The 21,903-nt window shown below is 56.6% G+C and carries 22 protein-coding genes and 1 pseudogene; 6 read left to right on the forward strand and 17 right to left on the reverse strand.

Going from position 1 to position 21,903, the window contains the following annotated elements:
- The first annotated feature begins 54 nt into the window (after positions 1–54).
- Both H7847_RS21565 and H7847_RS21570 read left to right on the forward strand, forming a co-directional pair.
- Positions 55–483 (forward strand): hypothetical protein, encoded by a 429-nt coding sequence (locus tag H7847_RS21565; RefSeq protein WP_227271556.1) that lies wholly within the window; start codon positions 55–57, stop codon positions 481–483.
- Positions 480–962: a hypothetical protein gene (locus tag H7847_RS21570; protein WP_227271557.1), complete on the forward strand. Its 483-nt coding sequence runs from the start codon at positions 480–482 to the stop codon at positions 960–962. The genes H7847_RS21565 and H7847_RS21570 overlap by 4 nt, the downstream gene beginning before the upstream one ends.
- Positions 963–1,206: 244 nt before the next feature.
- On the opposite strand, the gene H7847_RS21575 is transcribed toward H7847_RS21570, so the two are convergent.
- The 7 genes from H7847_RS21575 to H7847_RS21605 all read right to left on the reverse strand — a co-directional run bounded on the left by H7847_RS21575 (position 1,207) and on the right by H7847_RS21605 (position 4,251).
- Positions 1,207–1,452 (reverse strand): hypothetical protein, encoded by a 246-nt coding sequence (locus tag H7847_RS21575; protein ID WP_227271558.1) that lies wholly within the window; start codon positions 1,450–1,452, stop codon positions 1,207–1,209.
- 3 nt (positions 1,453–1,455) lie between these two features.
- Positions 1,456–1,758 (reverse strand): hypothetical protein, encoded by a 303-nt coding sequence (locus tag H7847_RS21580; protein WP_227271559.1) that lies wholly within the window; start codon positions 1,756–1,758, stop codon positions 1,456–1,458.
- Positions 1,715–2,167 (reverse strand): hypothetical protein, encoded by a 453-nt coding sequence (locus H7847_RS21585; RefSeq protein WP_227271560.1) that lies wholly within the window; start codon positions 2,165–2,167, stop codon positions 1,715–1,717. The genes H7847_RS21580 and H7847_RS21585 overlap by 44 nt, the downstream gene beginning before the upstream one ends.
- On the reverse strand, positions 2,164–2,409 hold the full coding sequence (locus H7847_RS21590; protein ID WP_227271561.1) for a hypothetical protein: 246 nt from the start codon (positions 2,407–2,409) through the stop codon (positions 2,164–2,166). The genes H7847_RS21585 and H7847_RS21590 overlap by 4 nt, the downstream gene beginning before the upstream one ends.
- A complete protein-coding gene (locus tag H7847_RS21595; protein WP_227271562.1) occupies positions 2,409–2,657 on the reverse strand; it encodes a hypothetical protein in 249 nt (82 codons plus the stop codon). The genes H7847_RS21590 and H7847_RS21595 overlap by 1 nt, the downstream gene beginning before the upstream one ends.
- A 307-nt stretch (positions 2,658–2,964) precedes the next feature.
- Positions 2,965–3,600, reverse strand: a complete 636-nt coding sequence (locus H7847_RS21600) for a hypothetical protein (protein ID WP_227271563.1) — start codon at positions 3,598–3,600, stop codon at positions 2,965–2,967.
- Positions 3,601–3,717: 117 nt separating this feature from the next.
- Positions 3,718–4,251: a hypothetical protein gene (locus tag H7847_RS21605; RefSeq protein ID WP_227271564.1), complete on the reverse strand. Its 534-nt coding sequence runs from the start codon at positions 4,249–4,251 to the stop codon at positions 3,718–3,720.
- On the opposite strand from H7847_RS21605, the gene H7847_RS21610 reads away from it, so the two are divergent.
- Positions 4,232–4,684, forward strand: a complete 453-nt coding sequence (locus tag H7847_RS21610; RefSeq protein ID WP_227271565.1) for a tyrosine-type recombinase/integrase — start codon at positions 4,232–4,234, stop codon at positions 4,682–4,684. The two genes, H7847_RS21605 and H7847_RS21610, sit on opposite strands and share 20 nt — an antisense overlap.
- Positions 4,685–4,864: 180 nt before the next feature.
- Positions 4,865–5,290, forward strand: coding sequence for a DUF3987 domain-containing protein (locus H7847_RS21615; protein ID WP_227271566.1), 426 nt, complete (start codon positions 4,865–4,867; stop codon positions 5,288–5,290).
- A gap of 38 nt (positions 5,291–5,328) precedes the next feature.
- Here H7847_RS21615 and H7847_RS21620 read toward each other — a convergent pair.
- The 7 genes and pseudogenes from H7847_RS21620 to H7847_RS21650 all read right to left on the reverse strand — a co-directional run.
- A pseudogene (locus H7847_RS21620) lies at positions 5,329–5,697 on the reverse strand (transposase); the annotation flags it as partial.
- A gap of 218 nt (positions 5,698–5,915) precedes the next feature.
- Complete coding sequence (locus tag H7847_RS21625) at positions 5,916–8,210, reverse strand: hypothetical protein (protein ID WP_227271568.1); 2,295 nt, start codon at positions 8,208–8,210, stop codon at positions 5,916–5,918.
- Positions 8,211–9,310: 1,100 nt separating this feature from the next.
- Positions 9,311–9,928 (reverse strand): hypothetical protein, encoded by a 618-nt coding sequence (locus H7847_RS21630; protein ID WP_227271569.1) that lies wholly within the window; start codon positions 9,926–9,928, stop codon positions 9,311–9,313.
- Positions 9,919–10,449, reverse strand: a complete 531-nt coding sequence (locus H7847_RS21635) for a GNAT family N-acetyltransferase (RefSeq protein WP_227271570.1) — start codon at positions 10,447–10,449, stop codon at positions 9,919–9,921. The genes H7847_RS21630 and H7847_RS21635 overlap by 10 nt, the downstream gene beginning before the upstream one ends.
- A gap of 1,046 nt (positions 10,450–11,495) precedes the next feature.
- Complete coding sequence (locus tag H7847_RS21640) at positions 11,496–12,113, reverse strand: heme oxygenase-like domain-containing protein (RefSeq protein WP_227271571.1); 618 nt, start codon at positions 12,111–12,113, stop codon at positions 11,496–11,498.
- Positions 12,110–14,347 carry an ATP-binding protein gene (locus H7847_RS21645; protein ID WP_227271572.1) on the reverse strand — a complete coding sequence of 746 codons (2,238 nt, stop codon included), beginning with the start codon at positions 14,345–14,347 and terminating at the stop codon, positions 12,110–12,112. Before H7847_RS21645 ends, H7847_RS21640 begins: the two co-directional genes overlap by 4 nt.
- A 337-nt stretch (positions 14,348–14,684) precedes the next feature.
- On the reverse strand, positions 14,685–17,705 hold the full coding sequence (locus H7847_RS21650) for a cyclic nucleotide-binding domain-containing protein (RefSeq protein WP_227271573.1): 3,021 nt from the start codon (positions 17,703–17,705) through the stop codon (positions 14,685–14,687).
- Positions 17,706–17,966: 261 nt separating this feature from the next.
- Between H7847_RS21650 and H7847_RS21655 the strand changes: the two genes are divergently transcribed.
- Positions 17,967–18,149 carry a hypothetical protein gene (locus tag H7847_RS21655; RefSeq protein ID WP_227271574.1) on the forward strand — a complete coding sequence of 61 codons (183 nt, stop codon included), beginning with the start codon at positions 17,967–17,969 and terminating at the stop codon, positions 18,147–18,149.
- A 22-nt stretch (positions 18,150–18,171) separates the two neighbouring features.
- Here the strand turns inward: H7847_RS21655 and H7847_RS21660 are convergent, their stop codons facing one another.
- The 3 genes from H7847_RS21660 to H7847_RS21670 form a co-directional block, all read right to left on the reverse strand.
- Positions 18,172–18,744 carry a hypothetical protein gene (locus H7847_RS21660; protein WP_227271575.1) on the reverse strand — a complete coding sequence of 191 codons (573 nt, stop codon included), beginning with the start codon at positions 18,742–18,744 and terminating at the stop codon, positions 18,172–18,174.
- 92 nt (positions 18,745–18,836) lie between these two features.
- Entirely contained in the window at positions 18,837–19,574 is a 738-nt protein-coding gene (locus H7847_RS21665) for an RlmE family RNA methyltransferase (RefSeq protein ID WP_227271576.1), read from the reverse strand.
- On the reverse strand, positions 19,574–20,689 hold the full coding sequence (locus H7847_RS21670; protein ID WP_227271577.1) for a Ppx/GppA phosphatase family protein: 1,116 nt from the start codon (positions 20,687–20,689) through the stop codon (positions 19,574–19,576). Before H7847_RS21670 ends, H7847_RS21665 begins: the two co-directional genes overlap by 1 nt.
- 323 nt (positions 20,690–21,012) lie before the next feature.
- Here H7847_RS21670 and H7847_RS21675 point away from each other — a divergent pair, with 323 nt between their 5' ends.
- Positions 21,013–21,765, forward strand: a complete 753-nt coding sequence (locus H7847_RS21675) for an SDR family oxidoreductase (protein ID WP_227271578.1) — start codon at positions 21,013–21,015, stop codon at positions 21,763–21,765.
- Positions 21,766–21,903 lie beyond the last annotated feature (138 nt).

A 21,903-nucleotide genomic window follows, 5' to 3' on the forward strand; every position in this document is an offset into this window, starting at 1 on the left:
CGCAGTCCGTTCCCCTCTTGCCTCTCGACCACACCATGCCTTCGCGCGTGACACATGATGCAAAGTGCGGCACTACTTAGCTATATCGCGTTCAAGTTGTCGGGAGAAATTGTGCGGAATAAGATGGTAGTGTTTGCTGCGTTGTGCGGCGCTTATTTGGCGTGTGCGGGAAGTGCCCATGCCAAAACGTTTGAAGAATACCTTGCCTCGATGGACAGGAAGCCGGTCACTTTTTCTGGCAAGATTTTCTACAACGACAGTAACTTTCGCTTTTACAGCAACGCCGGTGAGTTCTTCACCGCAACGATGGATGCAGGCCGCGAAATTCGGGAACGGATCGAAGACGAGTGCCAAGAAGGCAGCTTTATGATTGACACCGACGAACTTTGTTCGATCAAGGGAAGCGGTTCCGTGGAGATACGCGGAAGCGACATTCGCTTGAGCATTGAAGCCGTCGAAGGCTTGGAGACTGGCAACCAATGAAAGTTGTTCGGATTATCTTTCAGATCATTGTCGGCGTGGTCTTCGGCATTGCCGCCGGGCTGGCGCTATCTCCGCTTTTCGCGGCCATTTCCGACGGCAAGGGCACGGCGGGATTCTTCGTCGTCTTTTTCGTAGTTACGCTATTGGCGGCTTTTGCCCCTACAGTCCGGCGCGCGTTTGGACGGGGCTTCTTGCTCTTAGGCGCGGCAATATTCGCGTTGCCGGTTTCGACATTCATACTCTCCGGGGTCGTGTCGCATGATATGGTCTCGGGGGCCGCAGAAGCCGACAAAGGTTATGCCGCAGCCGGAAGTGTGATCGCGGGCGGCTTGATGACAAGCATCGCCGGATTGTTCGGCTTCGTGCTCGGGTCGATTTCCCTAATTGTCGGTCTGATTCTGTCTCTTGGGGGACGACGGGAAGTCATCATTGTTGAACGCCCCCAAACGCAAAGGGCCGAACCCACTCTACGCCGCTAAAGCGTAGGATGCGCGGCAAACCTCTTGCGCCCTGCTACGGTCCTTCGACGTGACCGCATATAGGGGGCAGAACAAGACGGCGGTTTCTTCCAAACTTAGCACCAAGCCTTCGGCGGCTAGGGCTGCATTCGTGGATTGCGACGGCGACGTGATGCCCACAGCAAGAACGCGGGGCAAGTCCCATCGGCTTTCCGGCACATGGTGCAGGACGTGGTGCAGCCGGTCAGAGACTCTTGGAAGGGCCTCATACGACCAGCCTAGGCGTTGGATCCATCACCGGGGCGGCAAGGGCCGCAGAGGCGCAGAACAAGGGCAAAGAGCGGATGCCCGCCCCCGATAGGTCGGGGTAGTCCGCTGCGGCGGGATCGACAGGCCACACGCAAGCCCAGGGCGGCACCTGCACAAAGCCGTGCATCGGAGCGGGGCGCTTCGCCGGGCTACTGGCCGCAATCCATGCGACCAGCTTTGCAATGTCGGCTGCGGCGGTCACGGGTCACACCTGCGACGCTTCGGCTTCGGCAACGACTTCTTCATTGAAATACGACGAATAAATATCACCGATAACTGCGTCATAGCCTTTAACGGCCTTGCCGACGTTCAACCCTTCATTGAGCATATCCCAACCTTTCGGTGCCCACAGTTCAGCGGCCTTACCGGCCATCATCGTGTGAACGTCCTTGGACATGTTCAAAAGCTGTGCAGGGCTATGGTAAATCGCTGCGGCAATCGGCAGACTGTCACGATAGCCTTCGTTAATACTTGCCAAGCTTTCGGGCGTGCCCTTGTTGTCGCGCACCCATTGGCGCACTTCGGAATACAAGGTATCCGTATTCATCCTTCGGCCCAAGGGTGCCTTCAACCATCTGTCCACCTTCGGCGGTCAGTTCGTCGGCAATCTTGGCGACATGCTCTTGGGTGCGTCGAATATCTGCACCAATGACGTTGGCAAGATCGCGGGCGAAAAGGTGTTTCTGGTATTGGTTCTTGGTCTTGTCACCGGCAACGCGCGACGCCTTTTCGGTCATTTCCTTGATCCGGCCAATCTGGCCTTCCACTTCCTTTTGTATGGACGGGTATTTAGCACCAAGTTTCAGGCCAAGATAAGTTAAAAGCCGAAGCTTTTGCATCGTTTCTTCCTGGCGCCTGACAAGCGAAAGGTTGGACCCAAGATTGCTTCCGATAGTTGCTTTTCCCATAACGTTCATTGTGCCATTCCTTCTTCTTGAATTCCCGCCGATGAAATTAGGCGGATTTGTTGTTCACGTGGCTTCGTTGACCATTCAGCATCTGACCCGAAGTCCGTTACGCGCATGATGCGCTTGGCCTTCGGCATGGGGCCGACAAGCTGGCCTTCGGGCGTGAACCGCGCGACCGAATTGTGAATGATGCTTGGCCGCTTCCCGCGCCGTTCCAGCTTTGCCAATCTGCCCATGAGAAAGCGCGCCATTACGTTTCGCCCCGTTCAAGGGCTTCAAGCCGCTTTTCAAAGTCGCCTTCCGAAACCATGCGACCGATGATTGCGAGCATGTTCACAAGGCGCGACGCGTCTTCTACTTTCAGGTCGCCACAGACGGCTTTTCGGTAAATGCGTGCGGCTTCCCGGCGTGCATCGCTGATCGTATCCAGCCGAACCCGGCTACGGCGGGGCCGGACGGGGGGTTCACCGGAACCGCTTTCTGTTGCTGGCAAATTCAAGGCTTCAATCCGACTGTTTTGACCATTTCAATTACGAAAAGCAGGCTGAATTACCGCCGGTCAAACGAATTCGGACACCCCATGAAAAATAGACCCGTGTGGACGAATTCTATTTTATATCATAGATTTAGGATACGTCCGAAGCCTTCGCCGACACTTGCAAAGATACCATGAAGTATGGGTCAGAACATGGGTTGAAGGGTTTTTGGTAGATACTATCTATAAATATCAACACTCTACGGCGGATAAAATGTCCGCCACTTACTTTGCTATCCCTTGCCCACAGGCCCTACGGCTGGCCTTGGTGTTAGTTCATATCATTCGCCATGACAGCCGGGTATTGAAAGCGCGGTTGCCACTTTTCTTGCGGCACAAACCCCAAGCCGACACGACGCCATGATACGACACAGCGTTTCTTTTCAAAGCTTGCTTTATATTCGGCGGTATCGACGCCCTTAATATCGTCCAGATAGTCGAGGTAACGCGCGAAGGTGCGCATGGGGTGTTCTTCGGTATACCCGTCGTCGTCCCAACTTGTGCGGTAGTAGCTGGCAAGGAACGCGTCGCTGCGCAGCTTCCACAGTTCGTATTCTACGATGCACTGCAACGGGAACGGCGTGTGATCGATCAAGCCGATAATCATGCGTAACGCCATGTCCTTAAGGTGCTTGTCCATGTATGCACCGCCCTGACGCGTATAGACTTCGCCGAAGGTATCGACCATGCGGCGTGCACCGTCTTCCAAAAGCCCTTTGTGGCCTTCGTTCCACCGACGATCATGTGACGTGTGGAACATATCGCGGACAAGCTGCACATACATTGCCATGTGCGAACCCTGCGTAATGAAGGGCGGTTTTCGCCCCGCCGCAGTTTCCGTTTCGATCACGAAGCCGCCGATAAATTCGACAAACTCATTCGGAACACTTCTCAATTCATACGACATGTCTTCGGTCCTTTCTACGGTGGTTGGTTTCGTCGCGGTCGGGAAGGCTTTTAGGGGGTGGACCCACTTAAACACAAATAACTCAATATCTAATATCTAGGAGTGTAGATATTGCAGTTATTGAGTTCTTGAGAGGATATAGGGTCCATCACTTTTGGATTGTGCGGCTTCCGCATTCGGTGGCGCAACTTGATAGACGTATTTATTGTGCGCGGTCTTTGTCACTTGAACGCCGCGACCCGGTAGCGCCCCATCGACCTTCTGCCATTGGTTCGTCGTGATGCCCCCGCAACCTGTGTGGGCAACGGCAAGCGCAATTGCGTCGCGGGTCGTCGCGCCAGCCCGAACCGCTTCAACGACGTGCATAACTTTGTTGTCGAAGCTTTTCTTTCTGGCGGAAGCCGTCTCTGCGTCGGGGTCAACGCCGTTATTCACCATAAGCTTTACGTCGCGGTGCCCCCACACAATGCCACCGTTGACCCTTGCCGCACAAAGAACCGTATCAGGCGCGTCGTTATATTTCGCCAACGTATGCAGCGGGTAGGTCGTGAAACTAGCGCCGAATTGCGTTCCAAGGTTTGTCTTGATTACGAAGACGAAGTTATCAAAACCGCTTTCGGACGCGTCGTCCTTGGTCGCGGCGAACGCCAATCGCGGGGTAAGTGTCGGTCAAATCGAACATCTTCAGACAGGCGACCGTCTTGAGATCAAGCAGAGCAAGACGGGAAAGTACCGTGCGGCAACCTTGAACGGAGCTGTCGTGCGTTTAATGGCCGATTGGCTGGCAGAGCATCCGAACCCAAAATCAGATGCGCCGCTCTTCATCTCCCGCACAGGAAAGAAGGCGTTGAAGGTCACCAGCGTGAATGCTCTAATCAGGGGCTGGTGCGCTGAGGTCGGTTTGCATGGCAACTACGGCACGCACTCCATGCGTAAGACGTGGGGCTACCACCAGCGCGTCCAGATGGATCGGCCAATCCCTCTTCTCATGGCCGCTTACGGCCACGCTTCAAAGGCGCAGACTCTTGAATATCTCTGCATCCAGGATGACGAAATCCGAGACCTCTACGATTTGGAACTTTGACGGCTAGGAAGGCTCTTTGTCAGAAATGGCGTCGCGTAGCACATCAATCGCACGGTGGTAGCGCTGAGCGAGCGAAGCGGCTTTCTCTTTGGGAAGCATTGTGAGACGCGCAGGATCACTGTTGTCCGACAGGTCCGCGATCTTTACTTGCAAAGCTTCTATCGGACCGGAGCGTGCCAAATGTTCGATGCGCTCAGCATAGGTCTGATCACCTTCGGGGCGCTTGGTCACAGCCTCCACAATCCTAATCGTCTCTTCCGTGTAGCCCCGAAGCTGCGGTTTAACAAGGCTATCGATCCGTTGGTCAGGGCCTACAGCGGCGGTGACGGCGACGTGATCGAAACCGATGCCCCGCAAGCGCCGATGGCGCCGATCATTCCGCGCAAGGTTCTATCGGATGTGACCTACGAAGGCTTGCTGCATCACTTCGAAGACGGTGACCCGTCGGTGGGCATCTTTTCCGATGAAGGCGGGCAGATCTTCGGCGGGCACGCCATGAGTAAGGACAACCAGCTCAAGACATCCGCAGGCTTGTCTAAGCTCTGGGACGCGCTTCTCGTTGCGCAGCAGCCATATTCGGCTTCATCCACAAACCTCGTCCAGTGAGGACGACCCCGTTCGGTTTTGGTGTTGGGCGGTTCAGATCATGATGTACCCTCCACCTTCACCGGACGGAACTCAGTGCCATCTGCCCACATGCGGTGGAGCAAAACAGCCAGTTTGCGTGCGACAGCAACAATTGCACGGCGTCTGCCCTTGGTCCGCATCAGGCGCATGCCCCACGATTTGATCTGCGACCCAGCCATCGTGCGCATTCGCAATGCATTGGCCGCAGCGTACAGAGCTGAGCGGACATCTCTATCTCCTGCTCGAGAGATGCGGCCCGGATTGTCATGTTCACCCGACTGATATCTTCGCTGAGTTAGTCCAAAGTGAGCGGCAACGGTTCGTGATCGCTTGAATCGGGCTGGGGCATCGACCGCCGCCTCGAAGGTCAGCGCAGCTATCTGTCCGTCATTCATGGAGCATCTCTCGGCCATATCGCCAACGCTGATGGGCACCGCCAGGTTGTCTCGCAACCAATCATGTAGTGCGGCGAATTCGCAGGCTGAATCGTGGGTCTGGCGGACAAGATCGGAACTGAATTGGGACTGTCCCGCCGACCTGATCATCGGGGTCACTAGCGATCTGGCCAAGTGTAACGCCGGACCCGGCCCCAAGTCTTCACGCACTACGGCCAGAGCCATGTCTGTGCCCGCCGTAAGGTGCCGTCGCCATCCGCGTCGCGCTGGGTCTGGAGGGCCAGACCTTCGTCGCTCACTGTCGAGACGCTGCTGCTGCGGATAGACAAATCGGCATTCCGAACAACAGTGGTTGTCGTACGGCTGCCGTCTGCGTTCAGGATCGTCGTACGGTCTTCGGCGACGTCGGTGATGTCATCACCATCCAGATCCCTTGCCGTACTGGAGACCAGCCCATTTGCGCTGACCGAGGTTTGCGATGAGGTGATCTTTGTGCCGTCCGCATTTGTCTGGATGTCCGTCACAACCACCGATCCCTCGCGCGCTTGCGTAGAGGTCATCACCGCATCTGCGACCCCGTCACCATCAATATCCTGCGCAGTTGTTTTGACGAGCCTGTCTGCACTCTCAGTCGAAGTGGTTTTGCTGAGCAGCGTCGTGCCATCGCCTGCAAAATTTTCAATAGTTCGTGTAACGCTACCATCTGCTTCCAACACGTGGGAATCAACGATCTGGCCGTCAAACACGCCATCACCATCCGCATCCACCTGTGTCGTCGTCGTCAACCCGTCTGCGGTGGTTGTCACAACGGTTTTGCTGCGGAGCGTGCCGTCCTGGTTGCTCGTTGCGACGGTGCGCGTCGAGACACCGGCGCCATCGACTGTGGTGAGATCGGATACGTCCGTATCCACGTCGCCATCGCCATCGCTATCAGCCGTGCTGGTGCGCGTCAGACCATCCGCAGAGGAGACAGTTGTGCTGCTGGCCAGAACCGTGCCGTCCGCGGCCCGGGCCTGATCTACCGTGGTGCGGTCCTGGGTTGTGCCATCGACCGTTACCGACCGCACCCTTTCATCGGCGTCGAAGATGCCGTCCTGATCGAGGTCAACCCAGGTTTCAGAGCTGACCTTATCGCTTCCCAACGCGGTCTTTTGCATCGACCGCACGGACCCATCGGTGTTCGTCGTGGTGATCGTGTTTGCGCGGCTTCCATCAGCGTTGATTGCCGTTGCATCAACAGTTGTCGTGTCGACATCACCATCGCCATCCACATCAGAGGCGATTGTCTTAGTCAGCGCATCCGCGGACTGCGTTTGCGTCACAGTACTGCGCAGACTGCCATCCCCGTTCTCAACCCTCAGAACCGATGTGCTGTCGCCCCCCGCTCCCAGAGTGATAGACAGATCTTCGACTGTCTCGGCTGCGCCATCACCGTCCAGATCCCGACTGATAACTTTGCTCTGCCCATCCGGCCCCGCCGCCATGGTCTCAGACGACCGCAGACTTCCGTCTTGATTGCGTGCCACAGTGCTTTCCGTCCGGCTGTCGTCGTTATGTTCGGTGATGTCATGAACGACAATCAGATCATCCGACCCGTCGCCATCTTCATCCGTGCCCTTCATTCGTGTCAGCCCGTCCGAGGTGATGGTCTCACCAGAGCCGCGAATGATCGAGCCATCTTCAGCCAGATCGTTGATGACGGTGCTGCGGCCGTCATCCCCCAGCGAGGTGCGCAGCTCTTCCTGGTCGAACCAGCCACCCCCTGTAGAGTCCCGCTGGATCGTGACGTCGGACCCATCTGCGCTGGTCGTGGTCACCACCCGACTGGCCACAATCGCCGTCGCCGCATCAGATCCGGTTTTGTTCACGACGGTTTCTATTTTGTTCCCACCTCCATCCGTCACCGTCGAGATATCCTGCAACCGGTCCACCACCCCGTCGCCATCATCGTCATAGCTGTTGGTGATGCGCGACCCATCCGGGCTGGTCACCGAGGTGATCTTGTAAGCCACATCGCCATCCGTCCGGTAGGCGGTGCTGACCACCACGCGGTTGCCGGAGGCGTCCGTGCTCTCCACCTGATCCACCCGGTAGCCCTGCGCCTCCGCCACCAGCGTCGCATTCGCCACCGTGCCCGTCGTGCCGTCTGCGCGGGTGAAGGTCGTCTGCCCGGTGATCATCGAGCCGTCGGGAAGCTCGATCCGCGTTGCGTCCGCCGTCAGGTTGATCGAGGCGATCCCCAGCTCCGCCAGCGTCTTCGCCGTAGTCGAACCATCCGGGTTGGTCACAAGCAGTTTGAAATCCGCGAAGCGGGCATCGCTCGCGTCCAGCACCCCGTCACCGTTGCTGTCAAACACCGCCCTTAACGCAGCCAGATCATCCGTCGCCGTCGGGTCCCACTCGGTGAAGACATACTCCTTCTTCTCCGAGATCGCCCCGTCGCCATCGTCATCGATGAACAAAACCCCATCGCCAGCCCCAGCCCAGGCCGTCCGATGCAGCAATCCCTCAACCCCCGCATCCATAAAAGTCGTGGATTTGGAAAGCTCCGTGATCTCAATACCGTCATCATCGAGATCAAGGAGGAGGGGCTTGCCGCTTCCTTCAGAACTTCCGCTGCCGTCTATAGAAGGATCGTTATCTATAGAACGGGCGTTGTGATCAGATCTTCGGCCAGTTTCTATATCGCCAAGTTCTGTGCGTGACCGCGTTGAGTAACCCCTTGCTTCGTTCAGTGCTTGATGGGCTTCATGCTCAGACTTACCCAAGACGTCCTGCTGGTAGCTTTTAAAATCGCCGGTGTGGGTTTTCCCGCCACCCAAATCGACGGTGATGTCGGTTCCCTTTTGGGCCGCACCTTTAAGCGATTTAACATTAGGATCATGAATTGTTCCTGTAACACCGTCGCTAACGTCAACACGAGTAAGCTCGCCTGTCGCCGACCCTACCGTCCGGTCAAGAAAACTCGCAAAGCCATTTGCAGCAGCTTTTAGTCCAGAGGAAATAGTATCGACCAGGCTAGTGGCTGCGTTTTTCAACCCATCGAAAAATGATTGTGTCTTTGGAACCTTCAGGTCAAAATCTATGGTACCAAAATGATCGACGAATTGCATTGTGGGATCGCCGAGCTTTTGAAATACGTCCATATCTATGTGTTTCGACCAGTCGATATTCGTAAGATCGTCGTCTAGTATCCCGTTGAAGTCTTCTAGCTTCAGACCCTTTGGAGCGCCCAGACCCTGCATAGCTTTGCGCTCACCCAAAAGGAACTCTGCGTGATCCTCGAGTTCTTTAGCGTGCCGCTTGGTCGCGCCGTCGATATCCATATCCATACCAAGAAGTTCTCGTGCGCCCTCGAGACCAATCTCCTCCGCAATATCGTCATAGATTTCTTTTGCCCTCTTGCTCTTTGCAATTGATCCAAGAGCTTTTGCTATTGCACCACCTGAGAAAAACCCGATCGCGTCAATCGCAACCTTCTCTCTATTTCCATCTACGGCAGATCGAACTCTCCCGCCAAAGTCCCGTACGACACCGAGCTCCGCGTCCGTCATGTCGCCAAGATCTTTTGTGGACAAACGGCTGAAAACTGAGTAATCCATTATCAAATACCTTTCGAGCAGTAAGCTTCGACATAATCTCGTAAATCACTCCCGACAGTCTCTCGGTCGGTAGTGGGAACGAACAGCTTGAGTGTCAGGTTTTGGAGCGATTCAAATTTTTTCCCATCCTGCCTTTCCGAATAAGTATGGGCTTTCATTTTCTCCAGTGGACTAAAGATAGTACCGAAGCCGTGCGCATATAGCTCAACTAGATAAAGGCCTCGGAACTCACTTTGCTCAACTCGCCCGACTCGAGTTAGATCGATAGTCAAAATCTCCAGCTTTAATCCGATTGGCTGTGAGTCCGGAAAACTGTATTCAGTCCTCATTTCAAATTCACACCCGTCAAGTGTGGTCAACACTTCTTTGGTACCTTCCAGATCGATACCGACACGCTCGTTCCAAGACAGCATGCGTTCTATTTTTTCGGCCTGATTGGCTGAAGCCTTATCTACGGCAAAGAACGAAGTTAGCAAAACGAACAACAGAACAGGCAGAGGCTTAAAAACTGGTTTAATGGAGAAACCCGCTGACCTCGTGTTGTCAACATACTCATTCAGGCGGCGCCGAGGTCGAATGATGCCTTCTTGTGAACTCGGAAAACACGCTCTCATTTGCATGGGTTTATCCTTGGCATTTCAAAAGCGTAATTCCCACCAAGCTGTCTCATCCCGATCTTCCGAAAGAACCGATCCGCGCGTGCGATCTCGATACCCGCCGTGACGTGATAGAGAATATGCGTTGCCTGCTGCGACCGCGCCCAAACCTCAATACCTTTCGCCAACCGCAGCGCAACCTTCCCTCCGAGCAGCCCATCTGACACTTCTGGCTCCACGCAAAGCGCATTCACCGTGACGATCCGCGCGCCCTCACCAATGAAGTAGTCACCAAGCGCGCAATAGCAGCAGCCCAGCACACGGCCATCCAGCGAGACGACCAGCCCAAGGTGCCGCTCCGGGACTTTCAGCGTTTTGTCAAAAGCCCGGTTGAGCTTCGCGTCGGAGAAAGGGATGTCACCGAACAGGCTCTTCTCATGCACACTCCGGGTCAAAGCACAGACCTGCGTGCGATGGGCTTCCACAGTGCGGGCCGTGGCCAAACCTGCACGTTGCAGACGGTCATCTGCAACAAAGGAATCCACAGCCAGCTCCTTGAAATATATTGTAAAAACCTCCAAAGAGCATTGGTCGCCGTGCAAATGCCAATGGCGAACTCATGGATGCCCACCGATATCGCCTGCGTGCCAAGTTGCTGTCTCTCCAATTGCATCTTCCAATTTGTTGCTTCCTCTATATCGGCAGAAATCAGCCTGTCCCCCAATGCGGCTGTCGAACCTTGATCCAGATCAACGCTGGGGATAAATTCGCGCAGGACTTGTAAGAAGATCGGCCGAAAGGCGAGCGGGCAATTGAAAATCTGGCCTGACGACGGATACTTCGAATAGCGAAGCATAAATCCGCGGATGGGATCTGTTGTGACTGTCTGACGGCGGCGCCTGTGCATCCAAATAGGGCAAATCGATAAGAGAGAGTTTCTGGCTCATGGTAACCACCAAGGAGTATGGCTAGCCCCCAAAGTCCTGCGCCATTTCTGATTAGGGCTCCTGGCATCGGTGGTCGCATGTTGAGGGCCTCATGGGGCGAGCATTATTGTCCTGCTTGAGCCAGTGGATGAAGACGATCTGAGCCTGCTTCGTTGTCGTGAACCACTCTGCATTGAGAACCTCCCTGCGCAGAGTTCAATTGAATTGTTCGCTGTACCCATTCTCCTAAGGTGATCCTGAATAGATGCGGATTGGCCTGATACCGACCTTAACCAACCAGTCCTGCATCGCCTCGGCGACGAACTCCGGCCCATTTGTCTGAGCGAATGTACCCCTAAGTGCAGTGGTGCAGGAGCAGCGGGTAAACGTACCCACCACAAGTGCGATCCCCAACCCCACCCGCCGTGATCAGTCGAAGGACGACCGCAAGAGCTATAAGATGGAGCAGGTAGCGACCGCAATTCGGTCAGATCAAGGAACCTGCCTAGTTCGTAACCCGCATAGGGAGGGTCCCGCATACCGATGGCTTAAGGCACTGCAAAAAATACTAGCAAGCGTCTTAATAAAAAAGAGAAATAGTCATCTGTACATTTATGCTTGAATCCCTGTCGCTCTGCCACTGAAATGAAGGTATGAACCAGCCATCATGCTTGAACAGCCGATCCTTCGCGTGACAAAAGCCCCGGGACGGCCTGCAGACTGGCATGAAAGCGGTGATTGGCATAGATGACGTCCGACAACCCCCGATAAAACGCGATAGTTTGCACAGCCCCTTCTTCAGCCTGCGCCGCCTCAGGCGCTGAAAGCGCTTCGAGCGCGTTACACAGACACCGCCAGGTCTCCACTTCACAATTGAGAAAAAATGACGTGGGAGCATTGGGCAAGGCGCGCAATACAGACTTCTTTAGTGTTGCGGCACCGAATGCCGATCCATGCATGACATATAGAGCCCCCAGCAGGCTGTGAACGGTCTGCAACTGTGGCAGTGCGGCATGGTTCGGAACATGATGAAGATCAGGTAAATCGTCTTTCAGCGCCTCCAAATGCCCGTGCAGGGATAACTCAGACCAGGCACCATGCTTTGCCCTTTCGGTTTCCACGACTCCCATCGCCAGACACGAAACAACTGCGGTCGCTTCAAGCTGCCGCATTGTCAGCTCTTGTTGCAACAACGGTGCCATCAGGGGATGTTCATGCATGGCCATGTGCTGGTGATGTATCGCAGCGCGCAGCCGCTTCCTGACCCCTTGATCTGTTGTCATAGTGCTGTTCCGGAGGCTGGAGACTTCGGCAGTTCCAGAACAAACCGCGCCCCATTTTCAAAAGTCTCGTCGAGAAACACGCGACCGTCATGCAGAGTTGCTATGCGCTGACAGATTGCCAAACCAAACCCGCTGCCCTCCACTTCAGCTTCTGTCACGAGCCGCTGAGACACTTCGAAAATGCGCTTGCTGTATTTTTTTTCAATTCCAGGCCCATTGTCGGTCACAGTGATGCGCACCCAGTCATCCAAACTCGGCTCTGCAGAGATATCAATCAAGGGTGTCGTGCCAGGTTTTGCGTATTTTATCGCATTTCCAACCAGGTTCATAAAAATGCGCGTGATAAGATCCGGCGCGCCCACACAGGCGGGAAAAGAGCCCACCTGCACTTTGGTGCCGCTTGCCTCTATATCGACCCGCATCAGGTTACAGGCGTCTTCGATGACATCGTTCATCTCATAGGGGCTGAACTCAACTTTCTGCTCGCTCAGCAACGACATTTCAAGCAGGCTCGCCGTCAGCCTTTGCAACTTGAGGGCCTGTTGTTCCGCCAGGTCACGATGTTCTTGCAGGCTTTGCAGCTCATAGTCGTCCTCGACCATCCACTGCAGCGCGTTGCTTATCCCGCGAAGGGGGGCCTGAATGTCATGCGCGGCAATATGGGCGAACTGCCGCAAAGAGGAGTTCTCTTCTTTCAGAAGAAGCTGAGATGCGATGATATCGAGAAACTCCTTGAATATCTCGCGTGCCGCTTCGAGTTCGGGCTCTTCCCACGGCAAGCTCTGGTTGCGATGCTCCTCAATCCAGCGTTCAAAAGACGTCCTGGGCCCGAGCGTCGCCCCCGTTTTTTCATCGATCAACAGCTTTGCGGTCGGTTTGCCGGCCCAATGCACCGTACGTGTGACAGGCCCACGAAACCACAACAACTGGCAGACACGGTGCACAATGATCGGCTGAACAAGAATGCCGCAGGCGCTGTCGATATGTTCCTTTGCCTCGGGGTAGTCTTCGTGCAGGGCAATTGTCTGAAACTGATCGGACCCGGACCTGTTCGCCTTTATCCAATGGATCAAATCGCGAATGAACTCCGGCGGAGGGGTCTCTCCGGAGGTGTGCAGATTGACCCCATATAAAAACGCGAACCCATCCGCGCGCAGGAATTTCTGCAGAACGGGCACGAGCGTCTTGATGACATCTTCTACGTCGCCTTTTTTGCGCAGCTCTGACGCGAATTCATTCTCGACGCACCGCAACCGTCTGATCATCTCGGCCGTCTGAGTGCGCTCTTGCTGGTCCAGCTTCAACATCAGAGCAATGCCGATCTCGTTTGCAAGACTCCAAGTATCCGCCGGAACGACAGTCTCTTTCGTGTGGTGGCAGGCAATCAATCCCCAGAGTTTTCCCCTGTTCAGCAAACTGCAGGAGAAAGAGGCGTTGGTTCCGATGTTGCGCAGATAGGCCGTGTGCATTGCGGATACCGACCGGCTCATGACCCAGCTCATATCAAGCGATCCGGCTTCGGACGGCAAAGTCCGGATCCGGAAATTGTCATCTTGCGAATTTCCAATGAACCGGTACGGCACGATGCGCATCAGCTCCCGGACCTGTTGAGGGATATCCGTGTCGGGAAAGTTCAGACCAAGGTAAGAAGGCAGCGTGCCATCCCCGCTTTCTGCAAGAACCGCGCCGGACCAGTCCGGTCCGAATTTATAGATCTTTACACGCGCAAACCCAGTCAGTTCGCGGACAGTGTCAACCGCGATCTGCACGGCGTCATCAAAACTATCCGCCCCCATGATCTGAGCGCAAGCCGGGCTGCACAACCTCATCTTTTTGCGCGCCAAGCTGGCAGAGGGCGACGCGTTCAGAATGAATTCGACAAACCGTCGCCCCTGATGGGTATGGGTGATCACATCGTAGATATCATCGCCGATGGTTTTCTGAGTTTCGAGGATTTCAGGATGTATTTTCTGATTGCGCTCCATCGCGTCGAGCTCTGCGACAATTTCCGGATCAATCTGGCCGAGCCTTTGACCCAAGATCGCATCGAACGGTATCTGATAGACATCGGGAACGTTTTCGGATGCACCGAGAATTCTGTGGTCTGACGGGTCCAAAACCAGAAGCGCCGCGATATTCTGGATCATGCCGCTGAGGTGTATTTCCTCGCGGTCGCAGTTGCTCAAGGAGGCGGCAGGCGCGCGCTTGAAAAACCTTGATAGAGAATGGTCCATGCGCGTCTCCGAAAACCAGGTCGAACTGACCAGTCCTGATTACTGCTGCATTTCCACTAACATTCGGTTAACCAAGGCTTAGACTGCGGATCTTTGGAGCTGCGATCATGCGGGACGTGGAATGAGCTGGCAAGGACATCGCCCACCGAAGACAAATGTCCGCCCGTTCGGTGTCTTTTTCACCCCCAGAGCGGCTGTGCAAAGGAGCGGGCCCGGCACCTGGCATCGCCTGCTTTGGAAGTGCGACGCGGCAATACTGCAGCCTCTTCTGCGTCGATATGCATTGATGTTGTCTACAATGCCGTCAAACGGATCACGCGCGCCCTGCGGCCAGACATCATGAGGTGTAGCCCGCAACAACCTGCAAGAGCTTGAAAGATGTGGCCGCGTCATTCTCCACCACGGCGAGGAATTCTTCCGCCCCCAACCGCAAGGCGGCAACATCGGTGCCCGCCCGCATGGTCAGTGCCCTGGGGACATTGCGGATCAGCCCAAGCTCTCCCACCAGCGTGCCGGGCCCGACCGTTGTTACCAGCTTTTCAGTCCCGTCTGGCGCGGGTTTGCAAAGCTGGGCGGACCCCGACAGGATCATATAGGCGCCATCGGTTGGATCATCGTTCTGGTTGAAAATGACCTCACCGGCCTCCGCGTGAAACCACTTTGAGCCAAAGGCGAGCAGACGCAGTTGCTTGCGGTCGAGCCCGGAAAACATTTCCGTGGCTTCCAAGGCACGCACCTTGCGTTGCAAGTCCGCAGCCGCCGCGCTGTCATCCGCAGTGTCGCGCGGGCTTTCGGCGGCCAGCATCCGGCCTTGCACAATTTCGACATGCACGTCGAAGAGATCGGAATTTTCAAAGCGATCAGCGATGTATATCATTGTGGTCTCCGGCAGCAGGGCGCGCAAGTTGCGATGCACCGCCCCGCGCTGCGCATGATCCAGCCCCGAGAACATTTGCTCAATCACCAGAACATCCGGCCGCTTGATGGCCGCGCGGCTCAGGGCCAGCGGCTCGGCAAAACTCGCCGGCAGGTTGGTCCCGTTCAGGCCCAGAGGCATATCGTAAATCAGCTCAGTCACGGCAGGTTTCAGACCCTGTTGCGCCAGCACATCCGAGACGATCTTGCGCACCTCGTCCCCTCGGCCGCCCGCGCTGTCAGAGATTTTGCCAAAAAGCGCATTCTCCAGCACCGACATGCCCGGGGCGATCTTCTGGGGGTCAAGCGGGGCATATGTGTCGCCCAAAACCTCTTTCAACGCGTCGCCATGGGTCGCTCTCTGGTCCACGATGCGCTGTTGCATCTCCTGGGTAAACGCCGGGCCGATCTGCTCTGCCGAGATCTGGGCCGGCAAGGTCATCAAAATGGCCTTGTCACGCTCACTCAACGCGGCCACAGACCCGGATTTAAGTGCGCGGACAACCTGCACCGACTTTTCAAACATCACCGGGTCCAGCCCAAGCTTGCGGAAAAGCGGATGCTCGGTGCCATCAGTCCCAAAAATCTGGTTCAACAGCTCGATGACATCCTGTGACAATACCAGCAGCCCCTCGTCCAGTTTCAGGCGGCGCAAAAGGGCAAAGAGCCCGGTCTGCCGGGACAGTTCCTGCTGGCTCATCGGACGCTTTAGCGTGGCGAAGAAAAGGTTGCTGGCAACCGGAAGTGCGGGGTTATAGCGCTCAGGATCAAAGCGGTAGACGTATTTCTCCAAGCCCGCCTCTTGCACCGCAGTCCAGACATCCGGGCGGACATCAACGATGTGCTGACGCAGGGCAGCCGGAATACGGTCGTCAAGCAATTGATCCATCGCTTTGCGAAACAACACCCCGTCAAAGCGACCGGCCTCGATCAGGGCCAGCCACCACGTCCGCAGCGCTGCTTGGTCCGCAACGCCCGCCTTTGCGGGATCGAGCCAGATACCGTCAAGCCTATCCAGGCTGTTGCCAGCGGCCAAAGCTTCGCGCGCGGCGGATTGCTGGGGTTGCGTGACAGGTGACAGCGGGCGACCGCGCATCGGCATCATGATATTGTCGCCCAAGGAGCCTTTGAAAAGGACGGGTTTGGCATTCGCGTGCCCGATCCGGTGGGCAATCGTCGCCTGATGCAGGTCGTTCAGATTATGCCCCGCGATGCGGACCTCTCCCTCCATCGGGACAAGTTCCCGGGTCAACACATCCGCCAGCGCCAGCCTGTCCTCCTCGCTCTGGGCGGTGATGGCGACAAGCGCCCCTTGGGGAATCGCCATGGTGATTTGTTCCAAAACCAGATTGCCGTCCACGTCAGCGACCGTCACGTCGCGCAGCTCAAGCGTGCCGCGTAAATCGGGGATGTCGTCTGGCGCGGCGCGCATCAGCCGGTCTTCGATCACCCCTGAAGGCGAAAAACGATCCATCACCGTCTCCCACCGCAGGCTCATGTCCTGCGCCTGATTATAATAGGCCAAAAGCTCTTTCCACGGGGAGGTAAGATCTTTGTAGGCCGCCAGTGCTGCGACCAGTGCACCCAGGGAAACCGACCCCTGTATCACCAGATACCCCCCGATCGAGAAAAAGAAAAACGGTGTAAGTTGCGTGATGAAGTTATTGATAAACTTCATAAAGAACTTTTTCTGGTAGATCTGAAAGCGGATCGCGAAGACATGGCCGAGCCGGTCCGTAATCATCGCAAGCCGGTGGCGCCATCCGCCATGCGTGCGCAAGGCGCCAGCGCCGGCAGCACTTTCACCGATCTCCGCGGCGAGCTGGCGGATTTCCTTGATGCGCGCTTTGTTCAGCAGGTTGATCTGGCGTTGCAGTCTCGGGATCAGCCATGCCTGCAAGGGGATGAGCGCAATGGCCGCCAGACCGAACCAGAAGCTTTGCAAGAAGAGAAAGACCAGAATGGTCAGCATTTGCCCCGCCTGCAAGACCGGCTGGGTCAAGGCATCGCCCATCATGCCCCCCATCGGCTCGGTTTCGCCTGTGACCATCGCCACGATCTCACCCTGCGAGGTCCGTTGGAAATAGGGTTTGGGGAACCGCAACATCCGCGCAATCAGACCATAGCGCAGGCGCCGCAGGAGCCGTTCTGACAAGACCCCCTTCATGGTATTGATCCGCATCTTGAGCAGGCCAAAGACCAGAACAGACAGCAGGAACGCACCGCAGAGCACAGCCAGAAACTGCACCTGCGACAGGGTTAGACCGGCAAATTCCACGACTGTGGACTGCGCCCCAATGGCGTCATTGATGATCCGCTTTGGCAGCTCAAGCGTCAGGAAGAGAAATGGAAACAAAGTCGTGGTGACCGCGAGCAGAATGAACTGATCGCGCTTTGAGTACTTCCAGATGAACTGAAACAGCGTCTTTTCGATGTTTAGCACCCCTACGCGCGGCTCTCTACCAAGGCCGCCCGCGCATTTAAAGACGTTGCGGGGATCACGGCAATAAAAATCAAGCAGGCATAAGGCTTTATCTGGCTCAAATGAGGCGCGGAGCATTACAATCGCCCATCCGTCCACGTCAGGAATGCACACCGCCCATCACGACCGGCGCAGGGAGCTGTCACGAGAAAGGCATTTTTCGGCCCCACCGACGGCCCGTTCGACAGGTAGCGCTGTGGTCGTTCAAACCGGAGATCAGCAATGGATAGGCCATCAGACCGGAATGCACCGCGACGCGAGCGGCTCTTTGAGCTCCTCCGCCAAGAGAGCCGGGCCCGGAGTGTGGCGGCCCGCGAGAATTCACGCGCCTTCGATCAGACCCGTGCTGATCATTTCGACGACCTCAAAGAGATCGCAATGCAGTCGCTGCAGACAGGCACTTGACGCCCGCCTACAGCAAAATCACTTAAAAGAAGGCCTCGGCGTTCAGACCGATGGTCATCGCCCCCACAAGCTCCCCCGTGGCCGGGTCTGTCAGTGAGATGGAGATTTGACCCTGATAGCTTTGCGCACTTTCGTCGAACTCGATCACATCGACAAAGATCGCGCCTGATCCAGCACCGTAGCTTTTGGAATACTTGTCTTCATCGCCCTGCCAGTAATCTGATGTCGCATCACTTGCCGCGACATTCATACCAAGGGCATCCATGACAAAAATCTCGGTTACGCGGCCACCGGATGCTGCAACCTGTTCGCTCAGAAAGGTGGACAGCTCGTTGCCCATCACTTCATCGATCAAAGGCCGGTTGGCCGTGCCAACCTGTTCGCGCCAGGCAGCGTCCCATTCGAGGATTTGCGCCTCGGTGCTGCCCGCTTTCTCGACATTCTGCGCCTTGACTGCGCTGATGACCTGCTCAGATTGCGCCCACGTCATGATTTCCGACTCAACGAAAGCCCGCATTGCAGGCGGGGAATCGACAGCCTGGGCAAGAGTTGCAGCAACGACCAAGGGTGCCGACAGGATAAGTTTACGAAACATGGTTCGGGTCCTTTTAAAACGACGGCCCGCCAAGACAGCATGGCCAATGACCGCACGGTATGCCAAGGGATTTTAATACAAGGTAAAGGCGCTCAGCCTGATGGGCGAAACCCTGTCGCAACAACAAATTTTTCTGAGCTGTCAGCGCGTGACGCGGGCGGTTTTATATTCGATACCTTGGAGAATCGCTGCTTGAGCAGCTTTTGCAACTCGCCCTCGGCCCCGCCTGCCAGCACCTTGGCCACGAAGGTGCCGCCCGCGTCCAGGACATCAAAGGCAAAATAGGCCGCCGCTTCACACAGCGCGATGATCCGCAAATGGTCGGTCTGCTTGTGCCCCGAACTGGAGGCTGCCATATCCGACATCACGACATCGGCCTTGCCCCCCAACCAGTCCCGCACCTGGCGGTCCGCATCATCCGCCATGAAATCGAGCTGGTAAAGCGTGGTCCCGGCAATCGGCTCCATCTCTTGCAGATCGACCCCCAGCACGGTCCCCACCGCCTTGCCCGATTTCTCGCCCAGGGCATTGACGCGTTTGACCGCCACCTGACACCACCCCCCCGGCGCGCAGCCCAGATCGACGACGCGCGCCCCCGGCACCAGAAAGCGGTACTTGTCGTCCAGTTCAAGGATCTTGAAAGCCGCCCTGCCCCGGTAACCTTCGGCCTTGGCGCGTTTGACGTAAGGATCATTCAACTGTCGCTGCAGCCATCGGGTTGAACTCAGCTTGCGCCCGCGCGCGGTCTTGACCTTGACCTTGAGATCCCGCTGCCCGCGTCCGGAGGTGTTCTTGCCCCCCGCTCCCTTGCCGGTTGGTGTCCTGGCCATCAGCGCCCCCCGTCCTCAAGCACGCCATGCGCACTCATCTGCGCATAGAGCAGACCCTCTCGCAACCCGCGGTCCGCCACCGACAGACGATCCGTGGGCCAGCACCGCATCAGCGCCTGAAGGATCGCCGCCCCCGACATGATGAGGGCGTGGCGGTCCTGCCCGATCCGGGGATCGGCCCGGCGCCCGTCCGGCCCCAGCGCCAGATAGGATCGGATCACACGGTCGATCTGGTCGGTGGTCATATGCAGCCCATCCACTTTCGTGCGGTCATACCGCTTGAGGCCCAGATGACTGGCCGCCACGGTCGTAACCGTTCCAGAGGTCCCGACGATCTGAAACTTCTCCTGCGGCTGCGTGTCATGATAAGGGGCAAAATCCGACAGATTCTCTTCAAAGAACCAGCTCATCAATGCGAAGCGGGCCGCATCATCCTCCACGTCGTTGAACTGATCGCGCAGCGTGGCCACGCCCAGAGGGACCGAGATCCAGTCCACCACCCGCGCGGCCGGCAGATCCGACAGCGCCTGTGTAAACCCGGCGTGCAACCGCATGATCGACTTTGACCGCTCGCGCTTGGGCACCTCCTTGAGATCGATCCAGACCAGCTCGGTGGAGCCGCCCCCGATATCCACCACAAGCAGGTTTTCAGTACTGCGACTCACCAGCGGCGCGCAGGAGATGACCGCAAGCCGGGCCTCTTCCTGTGGTTTGATGATGTCGAGCCGCAGCCCCGTGTCGCGCTGTACCCGGCGAATGAACTCATCCGCATTGAGCGCCCGCCGGCACGCCTCCGTCGCGACAAGCCGCATGTTGCGCACTTTGTTGCGGCGCAGTTTCTGCTGGCAAATCCGCAGGGCCTGAATGGTGCGCATCATGGATCCGCGCGACAAACGCCCGGTCTTTTCCAGCCCCGCGCCCAATTGCACGGACTTTGAAAAACTGTCCACCACATGAAAACCGCTGCCTTCCGGCTGGGCGATCAGCATGCGACAGCTATTTGTACCCAGATCAAGGGCTGCATAAAGCTCACGTGATCGGGGCGGAACTGGCGCGGGGCTCAGAGCCGTCGTTTTGTCGAGCGCGCCCGCACCTTTGTGACGCTGTGGCGCCATGGGTTGCGCCTTTCATTTCGAGTTGAGTTTACGCTAACGGCTGAGAGCCCCGGGCGCAAGCATGTGCAGCATCACGGTCCAGTGGAAGGTCAGATACTTTTGACACGCAAGGCACACCTCCGACCCACTGGCAGGAAAGCGCGATCAACAACCCTATGCGCCAGCCTCCAAGATTGGCCGTTTTGAGCCCGTCTTACCAGATGCTGCGCTGGCGATAAGCGACTGGTAAGACGCCGGAGGAACAGCCTTTGCGCAAGAAGCGGGTCGGCCAGGGCAACCGTTTTCAGTAGGCAATTCCCGAACCTCAGCAGATGGAGATGGGAATGCTTCTTGACGGAAAGACGATAATCATAACGGGTGCGAGCAGTGGGATAGGTGCCGCTGCCGCCAAGATCTTCGCGGCTGAGGGTGCGCGATTGGTTCTCGGTGCACGCCGCAGCGAGTTGCTGCAGAAGATCAAAGACGAAATTTCCGCCGATGGTGGCGAAGCCGTCTTTGCGGCGGGAGATGTTGAGGACAGCCACTACGCCAGAGAACTGGTGCAGCTTGCTGAAGCGCATTTCGGGGGCTTGGACGGTGCTTTCAACAATGCTGGTGTGACTGGCGATATGGGGCCGATCCCCGACATGCAAGAAGACAACTGGCACAAGGTGATGGCAGTCAATCTCAACAGCGGCTTCTACGCGGCAAAGCATCAGATACCCGCAATGCGCAACCGCGGTGGCGGTTCAATCGTCTTCACGTCCTCATTCGTCGGTCACACGATAGGTCTGCCTGGAATGGGGGCTTATGCTGCGGCAAAGGCGGGCCTGATCGGTATGACTCAGGTCTTGGCAGCGGAACATGGACCCGAAAAAATCCGTGTGAACGCGCTTCTGCCCGGAGGCACTATGACACCGATGGCCGGAGACGATGCCAACTTCCATGAGGTTGTTCGGGACTTTCACGCGCTCAAGCGCATGGCGGAGCCGTCCGAAATTGCGCGGGCTGCCCTCTTTCTGCTGTCCGATCATGCTTCTTTCGTTACGGGCAGTGCCATGATCGCAGATGGTGGAAACTCGATAAACAAGCTGTAGAGCAAAAAGCAGACATGGCGTATCTGCGGCGAATCCGGCTTGGGAGGTTTCGAACGTCGTTAAAGTCGATGTTGAAACCATTCAGCCAGAGGAGAGATACCATGAAACGCTACGTTGGAATTGATGTCGCCCAAGAGC

Origin of the sequence: Roseobacter weihaiensis (assembly GCF_020622345.1) — a bacterium.
In the GTDB taxonomy this organism is placed as follows: Bacteria; Pseudomonadota; Alphaproteobacteria; order Rhodobacterales; family Rhodobacteraceae; genus Roseobacter; species Roseobacter weihaiensis.